Genomic DNA, 15,396 nt, shown 5'->3' on the forward strand with positions numbered 1-15,396 from the left:
GACCGGCCGGTGCCCCCGGCAATCGCCCGGCGCTCAGCCGGTCAGGCGGTAGCGGGCCATCATGCAGTCGTCCTCGTGGTCGAGGATGTGGCAGTGCCAGACGTAGCCCTGGAGCCGCATGCCGTCCATGGCGGCGAAGGACGCGTCGGGGTCGAAGCCCAGTTCGGCGGCGGCGGGGAAGCGGACCAGCACCCGGGTGACCATGCCGGGCGGGCAGCCGACCGTGTCCTTGGGGCCCGCCTCCCATGCCAGCGGCGGCAGGGCGGGGCCCTGCAGGAACGGGTCGGCCGACGGGGACCACGAGGTGCCGGGCGCCGGGCGCGGGTCGGCCTGGCGGTAGGCGGCCGCGTCGAAGCGCTGCCGTTCGACGATCCGCATGTGCACCAGGTGCAGGTGCATGGGGTGCGCCCAGGAGGAGGCGTTGACGACCTCCCACAGCTCGTAGGTGCCCTGCCGCGGGGTGAGGATCGGCCCGTCGCCGTACCGCAGGTTGTTCATCGTCATGCCGGCGGGCGGCCAGCCGGCGGCCGTCGCCGGGGTGAGGGTGACGGTCCTGCGCGTCACGGTGCCCGTGGCGGGCAGGGCGGGCAGCGGCGCCGGCAGGCCCGGTCCGCCGCGCAGCCGGGCGGGCGGCAGCGCGGTGAAGCCGCGGACGCCGGTGCCGACGAAGCGGATGATGTCCGCGGTGGGCACCACGCCGGTGGCGGCCACCACGGCGGCCGACTCCTGCTGGTCGTTGGTCAGGTCCACCTGGTCGCCCGCGGCCAGGGTGCCGAAGTCCACGACGAGGTCGAGGCGTTCGCCGGGTGCCAGGCGTACGGCGGCGGTCTGCGCCGGCGCGTCCAGCAGCCCGACGTCGTTGCCGACCACCCAGAAGGACATCCGGTTGCTGAAGAACAGCCGGTAGGCGCGGGCGTTGGAGGCGTTGAGCACCCGGAAGCGGTAGAGGCCGCGCGCCACCGGCAGATACGGGGACACCACGCCGTTGACCGTCATCAGGTCGCCGAACGTCCCGCCCTCCCAGTGCCCCTGCGGGACGCCCCGGGTGGTGCGGAAGTTCAGCGAGCCGTCGGCCTTGAAGCGGCGGTCGGCGAGCGTCAGCGGCACCTCGAACTCGCCGCTCGGCAGCCCGAGCGGATTGCCCGCCGTGCCGGTGTCGTACGCGTCGCGCAGCAGGTACATGCCGGCCAGGCCCGCGACCGCGTTGAGGCGGGTGATGCCCATCGCGTGGTCGTGGTACCACAGGTGCGCCGCCTCCTGCCCGTTCGGGTGGCGGTAGGTCATGCTGCCGCCGGGCCTGAAGCTGTGCTCGGGGTGGCCGTCGGCCTCCGGCGGGGTGACCGCGCCGTGCAGGTGCACCGAGGTGCGCGGCCGGGTCCTGTCCAGCTCCGAGGCGCCTTCGAGCGTCGGGTCGATGTCGGCGGCGAAGAGGTGCCCGGCGTCGAAGCCGTTGCCGAAGGTCAGCGACACCGGCTGGTCGCGCTGCGCCTCGACGGTCGGCCCGAAGTACGGCTGCCCGCCGTAGGACCAGGTCTGCGCGATCCCGAGGTCCCGGTGGAAGCGGTGGGCGGCCGGGGCCATCGCGATCGTGCGGTCCCCGGTCAGCACGGGCGGCACGGGCAGTTCGTCGACGTAGGGCGTCAGGCGCGGCGAGGCGAAGGTCAGCGCGGCCGCGGCGGCGGCGCCTGGCGTGTTCGGTCCGCCGAATCCGCCGAGTACGCCGGCGGCGCCGAGTCCTCCGGCGGCGAGCAGGGAGCGGCGGGACGGGCCGTGCGGCATGCGGGCTCCTCGGGGTCGGCGCGCTTGACGATAAACAGACATATAACGCAACGTCAACCATTTCACCCGTGTCGGGCCACGCGGCGCCGCACCGCAGGGGTGCCGCGGCGCCGTCCACCGCGTATCGCGGCCCCCCGGACGGCGGCCGACCGGCGCGAGCGGCGGGGTCGGGGCACGCCCTGGGGCGGGGGGAGGTACGTTCGGCGGCGAGGGGGTGGTGCCATGGCCGGCACAGGTGAGGACCAGGCGCCGGGCGGCAGGACGCTGGCGGTGATCGCCCAGGCCGCGGGCGTCTCCGTGTCCACCGTGTCGAAGGTGCTGCACGACCGCTCCGACGTCGCCGCCCGCACCCGGGCGAAGGTGCAGCGGCTGCTGGTGCAGCACGGCTACCCGGGCAGGAGCGGCCCGGCCGCCGGCGCGCTTGCACCCGGCGGTCTGATCGACTTCGTGGTCAACGAGCTGGACGGCGAGTGGGCCGTGGAGCTCATCCGCGGCGCCGAGGAGGCGCTGGACGAGGTCGGCATGGGCCTGGTCGTCTCGGCGGCGCACGGCAGCGGGCGACCCGCCAGGCGCTGGCTGGACTCGCTCGCCGCCCGCCGTACCCTCGGCGCCGTCCTGGTGGTGCCGGGTCTCGACCAGGACGCGCACCGCGAACTGCGCGCCCTGGGCATCCCGTTCGCGCTGATCGCCCCGGTCCAGGAGCCGCCCGCGGGGGTGCCGTGGGTGGGCGCCACCAACTGGCCCGGCGGTCTGGCCGCCACCCGGCACCTGGTGGGGCTCGGCCACCGCAGGATCGCCGTCATCGGCGGCCCGCCGGACCGGCTGGCCTCCCGGGCCCGGGTGGACGGCTACCGCTCGGCGCTGGAGGAGGCCGGGCTGCCGTACGACCCGGCGCTGGTCCGCTACGGCGACTTCACCAACGGACCCGCCTACCGGCACGCCCTGGACCTGCTGCGGCTGCCTGACCCGCCGACCGCCGTCTTCGCCGGCAGCGACCAGCAGGCACTGAGCACCTACCGTGCCGCGGCGGCGCTCGGGCTGCGGGTCCCCGCGGACGTCAGCGTCGTCGGCTTCGACGACCTGCCCTTCGCCGAGTGGGTCACCCCGCGGCTGACCACCGTGCGCACCCCGCTGGCGGAGATGTCCGCGCTCGCCGTCGGGATGGTGCTGCGGATGCTGGGCGGCGGGCAGCCGCCCGGCACCCGGGTGGAGGTCGCCGGCGAGCTGGTCGTGCGTGACAGCTGCGCGCCGCCGCCCGCGCGCTGAGTCAGGCCGGGGGCGCCGGGATGTGGAAGACCTCCCAGTGGTGGCCGTCCGGGTCGTGGAAGCTGCGGGTGTGCATCGGGCTCGCGTCCTCCGTGACCTTCGCCGGCCGCGCGCCCGCCGCGACCGCGGCGTCGCCGATCCGGTCGACCTCCTCGGCCGTGTCCTGCGACACCGCGATGATCGCCTCGGTCGCCTTTCCGGTGTCCGCGAGGGCCCTGTCGGTGAACGTGGCGAAGAAGGGCTCCGTCAGCAGCATCACGAAGTTGCTCTCCGACACCACCAGGCAGGCGGCCCGCTCGTCGGTGAACCGCGGGTCGAAGGTGAAGCCGAGGGCTTCGAAGAAGGCCATGGACCTCGGCAGGTCCTTCACCGGGAGGTTGACGAACATCTTGCTCGACATGCTTTCCACCTCTGCTCTGGTCGTGGTGCGCGCCTTGCGGGGGTAGACCCCCGGGCGGCACGGAACTCATCGGTGCCGCCCGCCGGCGGTGCGCCGCCGGTCAGCCGGCCAGCAGGGTGTCCACCACGCGGCCGAACACCAGCCGGCCCGCGTGCCGGGTGACGCCGCCCGCGCCGTACGGCAGCCACCGCACCCGCAGCTCCTCCTCCCAGCGGACGCGGGAGCCCGCGCCGTCCGCGCGCACCGCGATCTCCGCCCAGCCCATGACGGTCCGCCCGGTCTTGACCAGCCGGCAGCGGCCGGGGCCGCCGTCCGCCGTGGGCGGCTGCCAAGCCTCGACCCGCATGGGGTCGGCGAAGGAGGCGCGGCCCAGGCCGGTGCGCGCGACGAAGACGGTGCCGGCACCCGACGGGGGCGGGGTCAGGACGGTGATGCGGGTCAGCGGGACGCTTCCGCTGTGGTTCTCCCACGCGGTCAGCCGCCGCCAGGCCTCGGCCGGCGGGAGGGCCGTACGGCGCTCGATCACGAACCTGGCCACCCGGCCGAGCCTACCGGCGGCCGGGAGACGGGACGGCTGCGACACCCCGGCGGTCAGCCGCCGGTACGGGTGCGCAGCCAGTCCAGTGCCGCCCGGCCCTGCGCGGCCTGGAAGGGGCGCAGGGTCGGCAGCCCCGGCGGGGCGGGGCGGCGGGCGTGGCCCAGCAGGAAGCCGGTGAAGGCGGCGAGCACCGCGGTCACGGCGCCGGGGTCGGCGCCCGCCGCGACCTCGTGGGTGTCGAAGAGCCGCTGCGGGGGCGGGCCGCCCTGCATGCGGACGCTGGGCAGCATGAGGAGCAGGTCGTACCAGCGGGCCGCCCGGCACGCCCAGGGCCAGTCGACGACGACCACCCGGCCGTCCGCGGTGACCAGCAGGTTGTCGGCGCGCAGGTCGCTGTGCGCGAGGGTGTCCCCCGCGGCGCCCGCCGCCCAGCCGGCCTCCAGCTCCGCGAGCTCTCCGAGGTGCTGCGCCGCCCAGGGGTCGAGGCCCGCCAGGTCGTCGCGGCCCGCGGCGTGGTCGGCGGCGATGGTGCGCCAGCCGCGGAAGGCCTCGGCCTGCTTCTCCGCGACGGGCGGCACGTCGACCGGGCTGGGCGTCAGCAGCGCGGCCAGGTCGCCGACCGCGGCCAGCACGCGGGAGAGCTCCGCGGGCCGCCAGGGCAGGACGGGGGCACGGCCCTCGACGTCCTCGAAGAGCAGCACCACCCAGCCGTCCCGGTCGAAGCAGGCGAGCAGTCGCGGCGCGGGCACGGCGGCCGGCAGGCCGGCGGCGTTGCGGGCCTCGCTGCGGTGGATGCCGGGGCTTTCGGGGTTCTGGGCCTCGCTGACCGCCTTGACGAAGGCCCGCCGCCCGTCGGCGAGGAGCAGCCGGGCGGCGACGCCGGGCGAGAAGCCGCCGCTCTGCGTGTCCGCGGCGACGACCGGCGCGCCGAGGCGCTCCTCGACTGCGGCCCGCAGTCCCGCGGGCACCGCGGCCCAGGGGGCACGCACCCCCACGGCCTGCGGCGGGCGGTTCGCGAGGTCGGCCGCTTCCGGTTCTTCGCTCACCCGGGCATCCTCACCCGCGGCGCCCGGTGCGGGCCATCGACTTTTCCGCCGCCGAACCCGGCCGCGCACCGCACGCCGGCCGGCGGGTCACCGGCCCGGATGCGGCGGCCGCCGCGCAGCGGTCACCAGGCGGCGGGGGCGTAGTCCTTGAGGAAGCAGCCGTACAGGTCCTCGCCCTGCTCGCCGCGGACGATCGGGTCGTAGACGCGGGCGGCGCCGTCGACCAGGTCGAGGGGGGCGTGGAAGCCCTCGGCGGCGAGCCGGATCTTGTCGGGGTGCGGGCGCTCGTCGGTGATCCAGCCGGTGTCGACCGCGGTCATCAGGATGCCGTCGGTGTCCAGCATCTCCTGCGCGCTGGTGCGGGTGAGCATGTTGAGCGCGGCCTTGGCCATGTTGGTGTGCGGGTGTCCCGGGCCCTTGTAGCCGCGGGAGAACTGGCCCTCCATGGCGGAGACGTTGACCACGTACTTGCGCCGGGCCGCGGCCGCGGCCATCGCCGGGCGCAGCCGGCTGACCAGCACGAAAGGTGCGGTGACATTGCACAGCTGGACTTCGAGCAGCTCGACCGGGTCGACCTCGCCGACGGTCTGCACCCAGGTGTTGGACGGGTCGAGGTCGGGCACCAGGCCGCCGGCGTCGATGGCCGTGCCTGCCTCGATCCTGGCGAGCGAGGCAGACCCGCTGACCAGGGCGAGATCGGTGACGTCCTGGGCGGTGAGCGCCTCGCCGCGGGGTGAGGGCAGGGCGGCGGCGGTCTGCGCTCCGCTGCCGAAGGCGCCGAAGACCTCGGTGGCGGGCAGTTCACCCGCCGGCAGCGGCGCCGCCTCCGCGGCGACCAGCTCGCGGTAGGCGGCCGGGGAGCGGCGCACGGTCTGTGCGGCGTTGTTGATCAGGATGTCCAGCGGGCCCCCCGCGGCGACGGAGTCGGCGAGCGCCACGACCTGGGCGGGGTCGCGCAGGTCGATGCCGACGATCTTGAGCCGGTGTATCCACTGGTCGCTGTCCGGCATGGCCTTGAAGCGGCGCACCGCGTCATGGGGGAAGCGGGTGGTCACCGTGGTGTGCGCACCGTCCCGCAGCAGCCGCAGCGCGATGTACATGCCGATCTTCGCGCGTCCGCCGGTGAGCAGCGCGCGCCGTCCCGTGAGGTCGGTGCGGGCGTCGCGGCGGGCCCGGTTCTCCCGGGCGCAGTCCTGGCACAGCTGGTGGTAGAAGGCGTCGACCTCGACGTAGCGGGTCTTGCAGACGTAGCAGGACCTGGGGCGCTCCAGGATGCCGGCGATCTCGGTGCTGACCGAGGCGGCGAGCTGGATGCCGAGCGTCTCGTCGTCGATGCGGTCGGCGGCGCCGGTGGCGGTGGCCTCGGTCACGGCCTTGTCGTTGGCGGTCTTGGCGGCCCTGCGCTCCTGCCTGCGGCGCTGCTTGACCATGCGGTAGACACCGGCGGTGGCGCGGCGGACGGCGATCGCGTGCGGGTGGTCGACGGGAAGTGCGTCGAGTTCGGCGAGCACGGCCAGGCAGACCTCGAGGCGTGCCTGGTCGATGCCGGGCGCGTCCTCCTCCGGTCCGAGGTCGTGAAAGTCCTGCGCTGTCGCCGTCATCCCGCCGCTGCTCTCCCTGTCAGCCCGGACTCCCGAAGGTCCGGGGCCGCCCGGGTACACCCCCGGGCCTCGAGCCGAACTTTACGTTTGACCGGCGGGCAGCTCCAAACCAGGCGGCCGGGCCCCGGCGGTAGTCTCGGGGCGTTTACGCCGCCCCGCCCTGGAGGTCCGTTGAGCGCCGAGAGCCCGTTCGCCGTGCCGTACGACGATCCTTTCGGGGTGCACAACCTGCCCTACGGCGTCTTCCGCACCGCCGCGGACCCGAGGCCGCGGATCGGGGTCCGCTTCGGCGGCCGGGTGCTGGACGCGGGGGCCGCGGCGCGGGCGGCGGGGGCGCCGCAGGAGGTCGCGGGGCTGCTGGCCGCGCCGCTGCTCAACCCGCTGCTGGCCGCGGGCCGCCCCGCCTGGACCCGGGTGCGTGCCGCGCTCACCGGGTGGCTGACCGCCGAGGAGCACCGGGCCGCGATCGGGCCGCTGCTGCTGCCGCTGGCGGATGTCACGCTGCTGCTGCCGTTCGAGGTCGCCGACTACGTGGACTTCTACGCCTCCGAGCACCACGCGCTGAACGTCGGCCGGATCTTCCGGGCCGGGGCGGACCCGCTCACCCCGAACTGGAAGCACCTGCCGATCGGCTACCACGGCAGGGCCGGCACGGTCGTGGTGTCCGGCTCGCCGGTGGTGCGGCCGTGCGGGCAGCGCAGGACGGCGGGCGACGCGGCGCCCTCCTACGGGCCCTCGCTGCGGCTCGACGTGGAGGCGGAGCTCGGCTTCGTGGTGGGCGGCGCCTCACGGCGCGGCGAGCGGGTGCCGATGGCCGCGGCCGACGACCATGTCTTCGGGGTGTGCCTGCTCAACGACTGGTCGGCGCGCGACGTGCAGGCCTGGGAGTACGTGCCGCTCGGGCCCTTCCTCGGCAAGTCCTTCGCGACCTCGGTCTCGCCGTGGGTGGTCCCGCTGGACGCGCTGGCCCACGCGCGCACGGCGCCGCCGCCGCGGGACACCCCGCTGCTGCCGTATCTCGACGACAGCGCGACACAGCCGCCGTGCGGCCTGGACATCGCCATGGAGCTGCGGCTCAACGGGCACACCGTCTCCCGGCCGCCCTTCGCCTCGATGTACTGGACCTACGCCCAGATGCTGGCGCACATGACGGTGAACGGGGCGAGCCTGCGCCCCGGCGACCTCTTCGCGTCGGGCACGGTCAGCGGCCCGCACCCGGACGGCGTGGGCGCGCTGATCGAGCTGACCCGCAACGGGGAACTGCCCGTCGAGCTGCCGGACGGCACCCGGCGGGCCTTCGTGGAGGACGGTGACGAGGTGGTCATCACCGCGACCGCGCCGGGTCCCGGGGGTGTGCGGGTCGGCCTCGGCGAGGTCGCGGGCCGGGTCGAACCCGCAAGGCCCTGAGCCGGCCGGGAACAGGACCGTGCCCGCCCGGAGCCCGGTCGTGCTCGCGCAGCCCGGTCCCGCTCGGGCGGTCCCGGCGCGAACCCCCCTGCGTCCACCGCCTTGCGGCAGGATGGGCCCAGCGCGGTGAGCCGGCTGCGCCGGCGGAAGGACGGGTCGCGATGGGCAGGTTGCGTACGGTCGTGCTGGCGGGCGTGCTGGTGCTGGTGGTCACCGGGTGCGGGGCGCTCGGCCGCGGCGGCCACAAGGGCTCGTCCTCCTCCGCGCCCAAGCCGGCCGACGTGATCGACGCGATGCGGGACGACGTCGTGGCGGCCGTCAAGGAGGCCATGCCAGGCAGCCCGCTGGACGAGCCCCACTACGGGCGCGAGAACTGCAAGTATTCGAAGTGGAAGGACACCGACGGTTCGGGCATGGTCGTCGGTTCCGAGTCGGCGGGTGCCACCGGACCGACGTCGGACAAGCGCTCGGAGAGCGAGCTGGTCGACGCGGTGGTGAAGTCGCTGACCGCACGCGGCTGGACGGTCCGGCAGGGGAAGTTCGCCGCGAGCGACCCCCGCAAGGAGATGGCCAAGCAGGGGATCGCCGGCAGCGCGCAGCTCGGCGCATCCCGCTTCACGCTGAAGTCCGGCCAGACGGTCCCGATCGTCAACGTCGTCATGTACAGCGACTGCCTTCCCGACCCCGACCGGTCGAAGGGCTGACGCGGCGCCCGCGGAATCAGCCGGTTTCGCCGTCCGCCGTCGTGGCGTCCTTGCCGCGCTGCGTGGCCTCGGTGTCCAACTGGTCGGCCATCGTGTGCGCCTTGCCCTTCCACACGCTCAGCTCGCCTCTGATCCGCTCGGCCTGCGGGCCGGACCAGCGGTTGTCGCCCGCGGCCCTGTCCTCGGCGACCGCGATCGTGGAGTCGAGCAACCCCCGCACGTCCTTGGCCAGTTGGGTCAGACCGCTCTGCTCGGTCCGCAGTTTGTCGCCTTTGGCACTCATCGTCCGCCCCCGCCGTGTGCTGCCACCCCTGACCCCGGCGTGACGCAATCGCGCCAACTCCGATACCCGGGCGTCAGTATGACTACCGTACGTCCGCATGGGGATTGTGGTGGTGGACCCGGACATGCTCGACCGCCTGGCCGAGTCCTGCGAGGGCAAGGTCCGCGACGACATCCCGCGGGCGCTCAAGAGAGCCGAGGAGCTGTCGGCCTCCGACAAGGTCTCCGGGCTCGCACCGCTGCGGTCCTATCTCGTCGACACCGCACGGGATCTGCGCGCCAAGTCCGCCGGAATCCGCAACCCGAGCGCGGACCCCTTCGCCTCGCTCGAGGCCTTCGGGCTTCCCACCGGCTTCGACGCCGGCTCCCCCGCGGCCGAACAGCTCGGGACCGACCTGTCGAATCTGCTCGCCGCGCACAAGGACGACTCACCGGCCGCCAGGGCGCAGGCGGTCAAGGACTGGTTCGCCACGCTCACCCCGCTCCAGCAGGCCGAGCTGGCCGAGGCGGAACCCGGCGTCGTGGGCAATCTCGACGGGGTGCCGCCCACCGTCCGCTTCGCCGCCAACCGGATCGGCATCCAGCAGGAGTACGAGAAGGAGCTGGCGTACTTCAAGACCCTCCAGCCGGACGATCCCGCGTACAAGCGGACCAGCGCCCGCGTCGACACCCTGCGCGGCTTCCTCAACCCGCGCGAGCAGAGATTCCGCGACCCGGACACCGGGCAGATCACCACGCGTGAGATCCCGCGGCAGTTCCTGGTCTTCGACCCCGCGGCAGGCAGTGTGGCCGACCCCAAGGCGACGCCCTATCCGGACGGCCGGGTGGCCGAGGTGATCGGCGATCTGACCACCGCCTCGAACGTCGCCTTCCGGATCCCCGGCATCACCAACCGGCTGGACAACTTCGAGGGCTTCGGCAACGGCGGCTACAACCTGGTGCAGGACCAGCACACCGGGGTCGAGCAGCCGGAGACGGCCGTCGTCAGCTGGCTCGGCTACGACACCCCCGAGATCGGCGACTCGGTCGACCCGTCCAAGGCGGTGGCCGGCGGGCAGGCCCTCGCGGACTTCATGGCGGGGATATCGGTCGATCTCAAGCCGGACGCGACCAAGGACGTCTTCGCGCACAGCTACGGGACGCTGTGCACCAGCAAGGCGCTGCAGGACGGGATGCACGTCGACAACGTGGTCTTCATGGGCAGTCCAGGACTCGGGCCGAACATCAACTCGGTCGCCGACTTCCACATGCCCGGCACCCGCTTCTACGCGATGCGCGCGCCCAAGGACCTGGTGTCCTACACCCAGGGGCTCGGCAACGACCCGGCCGACTTCCCCGACATCACCCGGCTGGCCACCGACGGCTCCACCGGGCACTCGCAGTACTACAACAGCTCGACCGGCTCGCTCACGAACCTGCAGAGCATCCTCTTCGGCGGCTCGCAGCACCTCACCTTCACCCACACCACGCTCGACGACGAGATGACCGGTGCCGCGGAGGTACGCGAGCTGGTGTCCTTCCTGCACTCCAAGGTGCCGCCCGACGTCGTGACGAGGATGGGCTCCGACCTCGACCCGATCGTGCAGGACATCCTGGCCGGGCGGACCTCGTACATCAAAGCGCTCGGGCCGATCAACAAGGTGCTCAACAGATACAACATGCTCGACCGGGTCACCCCCAAGGACCTGCGCGACGAGCTGGTCGGCCTGACCGGGGACCTGGCGTACAAGAAGACCTACAAGGCGGCGAAGGCCAGGAACGTGCCGGACGTCATCGCCAGGGGGCTGGCGAACACGGCGAGGTTCACCGCCAGGAGCGCGGCCTTCGCGGTGTCGCTGCCGGTCGTCAAGATGCTGGACCTCGACCGGCTGCAGAACAACGTACGGCAGCTGTTCGGCGGGGTCACCCACGACGCGGGACGGATCGCGGACGACGGCGCCGACGCCTGGAACGACCTCACCTCGGGGGACTTCACCGGGGTCGCACAGGACACGGGCGACGCGGTGGACGCGGTGACGGACGCCGGGAAGACTGTGATCGACAAGGGCAAGAACATCGTGGAGTCCACCGGGGACTTCCTCAACCCGTTCGACTGACCGCACCACAGCACCGCCGCACCACAGCACCGCCGCACGCCGTAAGCCGCACCCGCCCTGCGCCGGGCGCCGATGAAGGGGAACGAGGAGAACCGTGAGCGCCGACCAGGACCGCGCCCGCTTCGTGGAACGGATCAGGGGACACATCACCGCGGCCATGCCGGGGGCGGCCTTCCTCGACCTGGATCCGGTGATCGGCGAGGACAGCGTGTCGCTGTCCGCCTACGACGAGCACGACGCGCGGCCCGCGGCGGAGATCGTGGCCGCGCTCGACGCCGCGCTCACGGCCGACGGCTGGCAGACCGTCCGGTCGCGCGAGGACGGGACCGAGGGGCTGAACATCGCCCAGGAGGGCGTCGGTGGCGGGGTCTTCGGGGTGCAGGCGATGGTGATCTCCTTCACCGGCGTCCCCGGCTACGGCGGCCAGGGCCAGCCGGCACGGTCAGTCCCTGAGCCCGAGCCCGGCGCGGAACCGGAGCCCGGCGCGGAACCGGAGCCCGATGCGGCGGAACCGCCGCCGCCCACCGGACGGCAGCTCGCCGTCTCCGGCGAGATCCGGGCCGCGATCCGCTCGGCCACGCCCCGCGCCGTCCACCCGCGCGACGACTTCGACGGCGACGAGGTACGCATCGCCGGCTGGGACCCGGACGAGCGGCAGTCCAACGAGGCACTGCTGGCCAAGGCGGGCACCCACCTCACCGCGCACGGCTGGCAGGTGGTCCCCGACGCGTGGACCGACAGCGAGGACCGCTCCGCGGTGGTAGGCAAGGCGGGTCTGGCCTCCGGCCGCCTGCACGCCTCGAACGGCGGCCTGACCTTCGTCGGCCGCCTCACCGACGGCTGAGGGCCGCCGGCCAGCCCACCCGCGCCCGGAGGCCCGGCATCCCCCCACGGGTGCCGGGCCTCCGGTGTCTCGGGCGTGCCCTAGTGCCGTGACCCGTAGGCCGGCGAGGGCACGTTCTGGACGGGGACGCCGCCCGCGACGGCTCCGAGCAGGGTGAGGGCCGGCGCCGGAAGGCCCGCGGGGGTGGTGCCGTCGGAGAGGACGGCCATGGCCAGCGAGTTGGACCCGTCCGTCCGCAGGATGCCGTTGGGCAGGACGAAGGTGTGCTGCGGGCCGACGTCGTTGGCGTACTGGCCGAGGTTCCAGCCGTTGAGGAAGATCTGTACGCGGTAGGCGCGGGCCGGGTCGTCGGTGAGGGTGAGGCCGATCGAGGCGTCGGTGCCCCGGTCGACGCGCAGGGTGAAGTCGGTGCGGTACCAGGCCACGCCCTGCCGGGAGTCGGTGTACGGCAGGGTGACCGGCGCCCAGTGCCGGTCGGGGTGGCCGGGCAGGTGCCAGCCCTCGCGCTCGCCGTACAGGCCGCCGGTGTTGAGCGGGCCGCGCACCGGGTCGGTGCCGGTCGCGCCCTGGATGCGCCAGGTCAGCGCGGTGCCGTCGAGGGTCGCGGCGAGCAGGCCGCGGGCGGCCTTGAAGGCGTCGTTGGCGCCGCCGTCCTCCGCGTGGGCCATCGGCCTGACCAGCACCGCCACGGTGTGCGGACCGTCGCCGCGCAGGTCCGCGGGGACGGTGAACTGCGCGGTGCCGGTCCAACTGGCGACCGTATCCTGCGCCTTGGTGGGTGTCGGCAGCCGGTGGGTGCCCAGCGGCCGGCCGTCCCACCAGGCCATGAGCAGGCCGAGGGTGCCGCCCTGGTAGGTCAGTGCCAGTGTCTGCGCGTCGGCGGCGCTGTCGATGCGGGCGCGGTACCAGACGTCGCCGTAGTTGAAGCCGTAGTCGTCGGCGAACAGGACCGCGGGCTGCCCGGCGGGCACCGGGGTGGAGCTGTTCGAGGCGGTCTGGTCGCACAGCCGCCAGCGGCGGTCGTCGAAGCCGGCCTCGGCCTCGGGGCTCTCGGCCGCGTACCGCCAGCCGGTGAGCGCGGGCAGCCGCACCGCGACGGGCCCCGGCAGCGACCGGTCGGCGGCGAGGCTGCCGTCGCGGGTGGTGCGGACGGTGACGCGGCGGCCGTTCCAGTCGACGTGCCGTACCGGGTGCGGCGCCCAGACCTCGAGCGGGGCGGGCGCGTCGGTGTCGCCGGTCAGCCCCAGGTTCGCGCCGTGGATCTCCGCGGTACGCAGCAGGGCGGGCCCGCGGACCAGCACCGGGCCTTCGGGGGTGTCGCGGGGCCACAGGGTGGCGGCCGCGGTGTCGTCGGCGAGGAGCAGCAGCAGCGGGGTGGCGGTGCCGCCGCCCTCGACCCGGACCCGGGTGAGCCCGTCGAGCACCGCGTTGACGCGCAGGGTGCCGGCTGCGGCGTCGTAGGCGGTCTCCGCGCTGCCCGCACTGACCGTGACGGTGGGCCGGCTGCGGCAGACCAGGACCGTCTCCACCGGGTCGCCGGGGCGGCCGGTGAGCAGGGCGATGTCCTGGGCGTCGCCCGAGGCGCGCCACATCGGCTGGGCGGTGGTGTGGAGCAGCGCCCGCCGGCCGAGGGACAGGTTGGTGGCGACGACCTTCATGTCCTTGCCGGCCACCCGCAGGCCGCCCGCCGCGGCCGGCACGGTGGCGGCGCCGGTCGCGGTGATCACCGGGAGGGTGCAGGTGGCGTCCTGCGAGCTGTCGTTGCGCAGGAAGTACAGGTGCGAGCCGCGCTCGGGGTTGGCCAGGTGGTAGACGCGCACCGCGCCGCCGGTGACGGGGGTCGCCGCGGTGTCCTCGGCGCGGTCCAGCTCCGCCAGGTCGGGGAAGGAGGCGAGCATGGAGCCGATCTGCCGCATCGGCAGCAGCTTGGGCGTCTGGTTGCGGCCCTCGTCGATGGCGGCGCCGTAGTCGTACGAGGTGTACACCACGGGCGCGGGGAGCCAGCCCCACGAGGTGCCGCCGAAGGTCATGTAGACGTTGTGGACCTTGATGCCGTTGGCGAGGTTGGTCAGGTAGAACCGCCGCTCGAAGGCGGCGTCACGGGTCCTGCGGGACTCGCCGTAGCCCAGGCCGCCGAACTCCGCGCCGCCCCACGGGTCGAACCAGCCGCCGCCGAACTCGGCGGTGAAACCGGGGGTGTCGGGGCTGGCGGTGGAGCCGCCCTTGGCGCCGCCGGTGCCGAAGTAGCCCCAGTCCGGCGGGGTGCTCGAAGGCGAGGGGTAGCCGTCGAAGGCGTAGAGGTAGCGGCCCTGCTCGCCCCCGGTGTCGAAGCTGCCGGGCGCCCAGTAGCCGTTGCGGCCCTTGTCGTTGTGGAAGAGCGGCACGTCGATGCCGTCGGCCCGCACCTTCGCGTACAGGTGGGCCATGTAGTCGGTGCCCGCGGCGCTGGTGACGAAGGAGGCGTACTCGTTCTCCAGCTGGTAGAGCACGACGGTGCCCTCGCCCTTGGTGTACAGGTGCCTGCCGATCACGGCGTCGACCGCGGTGAGCCACTCGTCGGCGTGCGCGAGGTAGGTCGGGTCGCTGGTGCGGGCCCGGCCCGGCGTCGTGGCCAGCCAGCCGGGGTAGCCTCCGCCGTCGACCTCGGCGTTGATGTACGGGCCGGGCCGCGCGATGACGTACAGCCCGGCCTCCGCGGCCATGTCGAGGAAGCGGCCGAGGTCGCGGACGCCGGTGAAGTCGTAGCTGCCGGGCGCCGGCGAGTGGTAGTTCCAGGCGACGTAGATGCTGACGGCGTTGTAGCCGTTGGCCTTCATCTTGTGCAGGACGTCGAGCCAGAGCGACGGGCTGGGGAGCCGGAAGGGGTGCACCTCGCCGGACCAGATCGGCACCCGCTGCCCGTCGATGAGCAGGGAGTAGCGGTCGAAGGAGACGGTGTGCGGTGACCCGTGTCCTGACGGGCCGGCAGGCCGGGCGGCCCCCGGTTTTGCCGCGCCCGGGGCGGGGGGCGCGGCCGCCTGCGCGACGGACGGCAGCGCCAGCGCGGCGGCGGCTGACCCGGTCAGCGTGGAGAAGGCACGGCGGGATATTTCCACGGAGGTTCCCTTCGACGACATTGCGGTGGGAGGCGCGCGAGCGCGCCGCGGTCCGGCACGGTGCAGGTCATGCCGCGATTGCCGACGCCGGGGCTTGAATCGTCTTAACGAGCTGGAAACCTAGCCTTGGGCCGATCGGCGCGCAAGAGTTCGCACACAATCGCCCACGCGGGGCCACGGATCCGGTCGGCTCACGGCACGCCCAAGGGTGGCGGCGACCTCCTGCGGAGGACCGGGCTTCGCAGGTCAGCCCGCATCGCGACGCATCGCGGCGGGAGGCTCTCCCCCCGGCGGGTCACTTCTCAGGATCCGACATGTTCGACCACGCGCCCACAGGA

General features: G+C 73.9%; 12 protein-coding genes. 5 read left to right on the forward strand and 7 right to left on the reverse strand.

Going from position 1 to position 15,396, the window contains the following annotated elements; genetic code table 11:
* Positions 1-33 precede the first annotated feature (33 nt).
* The gene (locus ACGFMP_RS11975; protein ID WP_393671974.1) at positions 34-1,779 is read right to left on the reverse strand and encodes a multicopper oxidase family protein; all 1,746 of its coding nucleotides are present in this window, start codon (positions 1,777-1,779) and stop codon (positions 34-36) included.
* Positions 1,780-2,001: 222 nt separating this feature from the next.
* Between ACGFMP_RS11975 and ACGFMP_RS11980 the strand changes: the two genes are divergently transcribed.
* Positions 2,002-3,045: a LacI family DNA-binding transcriptional regulator gene (locus tag ACGFMP_RS11980; RefSeq protein WP_393671975.1), complete on the forward strand. Its 1,044-nt coding sequence runs from the start codon at positions 2,002-2,004 to the stop codon at positions 3,043-3,045.
* A 1-nt stretch (position 3,046) separates the two neighbouring features.
* Here the strand turns inward: ACGFMP_RS11980 and ACGFMP_RS11985 are convergent, their stop codons facing one another.
* From ACGFMP_RS11985 to ACGFMP_RS12000, 4 genes are all read right to left on the reverse strand, one after another.
* A complete protein-coding gene (locus tag ACGFMP_RS11985; protein ID WP_393671976.1) occupies positions 3,047-3,445 on the reverse strand; it encodes a VOC family protein in 399 nt (132 codons plus the stop codon).
* A 100-nt stretch (positions 3,446-3,545) separates the two neighbouring features.
* Positions 3,546-3,983: an SRPBCC family protein gene (locus tag ACGFMP_RS11990; protein ID WP_393671977.1), complete on the reverse strand. Its 438-nt coding sequence runs from the start codon at positions 3,981-3,983 to the stop codon at positions 3,546-3,548.
* A gap of 53 nt (positions 3,984-4,036) precedes the next feature.
* Positions 4,037-5,029 carry an aminoglycoside phosphotransferase family protein gene (locus tag ACGFMP_RS11995; protein ID WP_393671978.1) on the reverse strand — a complete coding sequence of 331 codons (993 nt, stop codon included), beginning with the start codon at positions 5,027-5,029 and terminating at the stop codon, positions 4,037-4,039.
* A gap of 122 nt (positions 5,030-5,151) precedes the next feature.
* Complete coding sequence (locus ACGFMP_RS12000; protein WP_393671979.1) at positions 5,152-6,630, reverse strand: SDR family NAD(P)-dependent oxidoreductase; 1,479 nt, start codon at positions 6,628-6,630, stop codon at positions 5,152-5,154.
* 171 nt (positions 6,631-6,801) lie between these two features.
* Between ACGFMP_RS12000 and fahA the strand changes: the two genes are divergently transcribed.
* Together fahA and ACGFMP_RS12010 are read left to right on the forward strand one after the other, a co-directional pair.
* Entirely contained in the window at positions 6,802-8,037 is a 1,236-nt protein-coding gene (fahA, locus tag ACGFMP_RS12005; RefSeq protein ID WP_393671980.1) for a fumarylacetoacetase, read from the forward strand.
* A gap of 161 nt (positions 8,038-8,198) precedes the next feature.
* Positions 8,199-8,741, forward strand: coding sequence for a hypothetical protein (locus ACGFMP_RS12010; protein WP_393671981.1), 543 nt, complete (start codon positions 8,199-8,201; stop codon positions 8,739-8,741).
* A gap of 16 nt (positions 8,742-8,757) precedes the next feature.
* Here ACGFMP_RS12010 and ACGFMP_RS12015 read toward each other — a convergent pair whose 3' ends face one another.
* Positions 8,758-9,024, reverse strand: a complete 267-nt coding sequence (locus tag ACGFMP_RS12015; RefSeq protein ID WP_393671982.1) for a hypothetical protein — start codon at positions 9,022-9,024, stop codon at positions 8,758-8,760.
* A 97-nt stretch (positions 9,025-9,121) separates the two neighbouring features.
* Between ACGFMP_RS12015 and ACGFMP_RS12020 the strand changes: the two genes are divergently transcribed.
* Both ACGFMP_RS12020 and ACGFMP_RS12025 read left to right on the forward strand, forming a co-directional pair.
* Positions 9,122-11,119, forward strand: a complete 1,998-nt coding sequence (locus tag ACGFMP_RS12020; RefSeq protein WP_393671983.1) for an alpha/beta hydrolase — start codon at positions 9,122-9,124, stop codon at positions 11,117-11,119.
* Between the two features lie 94 nt (positions 11,120-11,213).
* Positions 11,214-11,963, forward strand: coding sequence for a hypothetical protein (locus tag ACGFMP_RS12025; RefSeq protein WP_393671984.1), 750 nt, complete (start codon positions 11,214-11,216; stop codon positions 11,961-11,963).
* Between the two features lie 80 nt (positions 11,964-12,043).
* Here ACGFMP_RS12025 and ACGFMP_RS12030 read toward each other — a convergent pair whose 3' ends face one another.
* Positions 12,044-15,058, reverse strand: coding sequence for a beta-galactosidase (locus tag ACGFMP_RS12030; RefSeq protein ID WP_393671985.1), 3,015 nt, complete (start codon positions 15,056-15,058; stop codon positions 12,044-12,046).
* Positions 15,059-15,396: the final 338 nt, after the last annotated feature.

It is taken from the genome of Streptomyces sp. NPDC049040 (assembly GCF_043197715.1).
In the GTDB taxonomy this organism is placed as follows: Bacteria; Actinomycetota; Actinomycetes; order Streptomycetales; family Streptomycetaceae; genus Actinacidiphila.

Excerpts from the sequence above, each read along its gene's own strand:
- ACGFMP_RS11975 (WP_393671974.1), bottom strand. The coding sequence starts at position 1,779 with ATGCCGCACGGCCCGTCCCGCCGCTCCCTGCTCGCCGCCGGAGGACTC.
- ACGFMP_RS11980 (WP_393671975.1), top strand. The coding sequence starts at position 2,002 with ATGGCCGGCACAGGTGAGGACCAGGCGCCGGGCGGCAGGACGCTGGCG.
- ACGFMP_RS12020 (WP_393671983.1), top strand. The coding sequence starts at position 9,122 with ATGGGGATTGTGGTGGTGGACCCGGACATGCTCGACCGCCTGGCCGAG.
- ACGFMP_RS12010 (WP_393671981.1), top strand. The coding sequence starts at position 8,199 with ATGGGCAGGTTGCGTACGGTCGTGCTGGCGGGCGTGCTGGTGCTGGTG.
- ACGFMP_RS11985 (WP_393671976.1), bottom strand. The coding sequence starts at position 3,445 with ATGTCGAGCAAGATGTTCGTCAACCTCCCGGTGAAGGACCTGCCGAGG.
- ACGFMP_RS12015 (WP_393671982.1), bottom strand. The coding sequence starts at position 9,024 with ATGAGTGCCAAAGGCGACAAACTGCGGACCGAGCAGAGCGGTCTGACC.
- ACGFMP_RS12000 (WP_393671979.1), bottom strand. The coding sequence starts at position 6,630 with ATGACGGCGACAGCGCAGGACTTTCACGACCTCGGACCGGAGGAGGAC.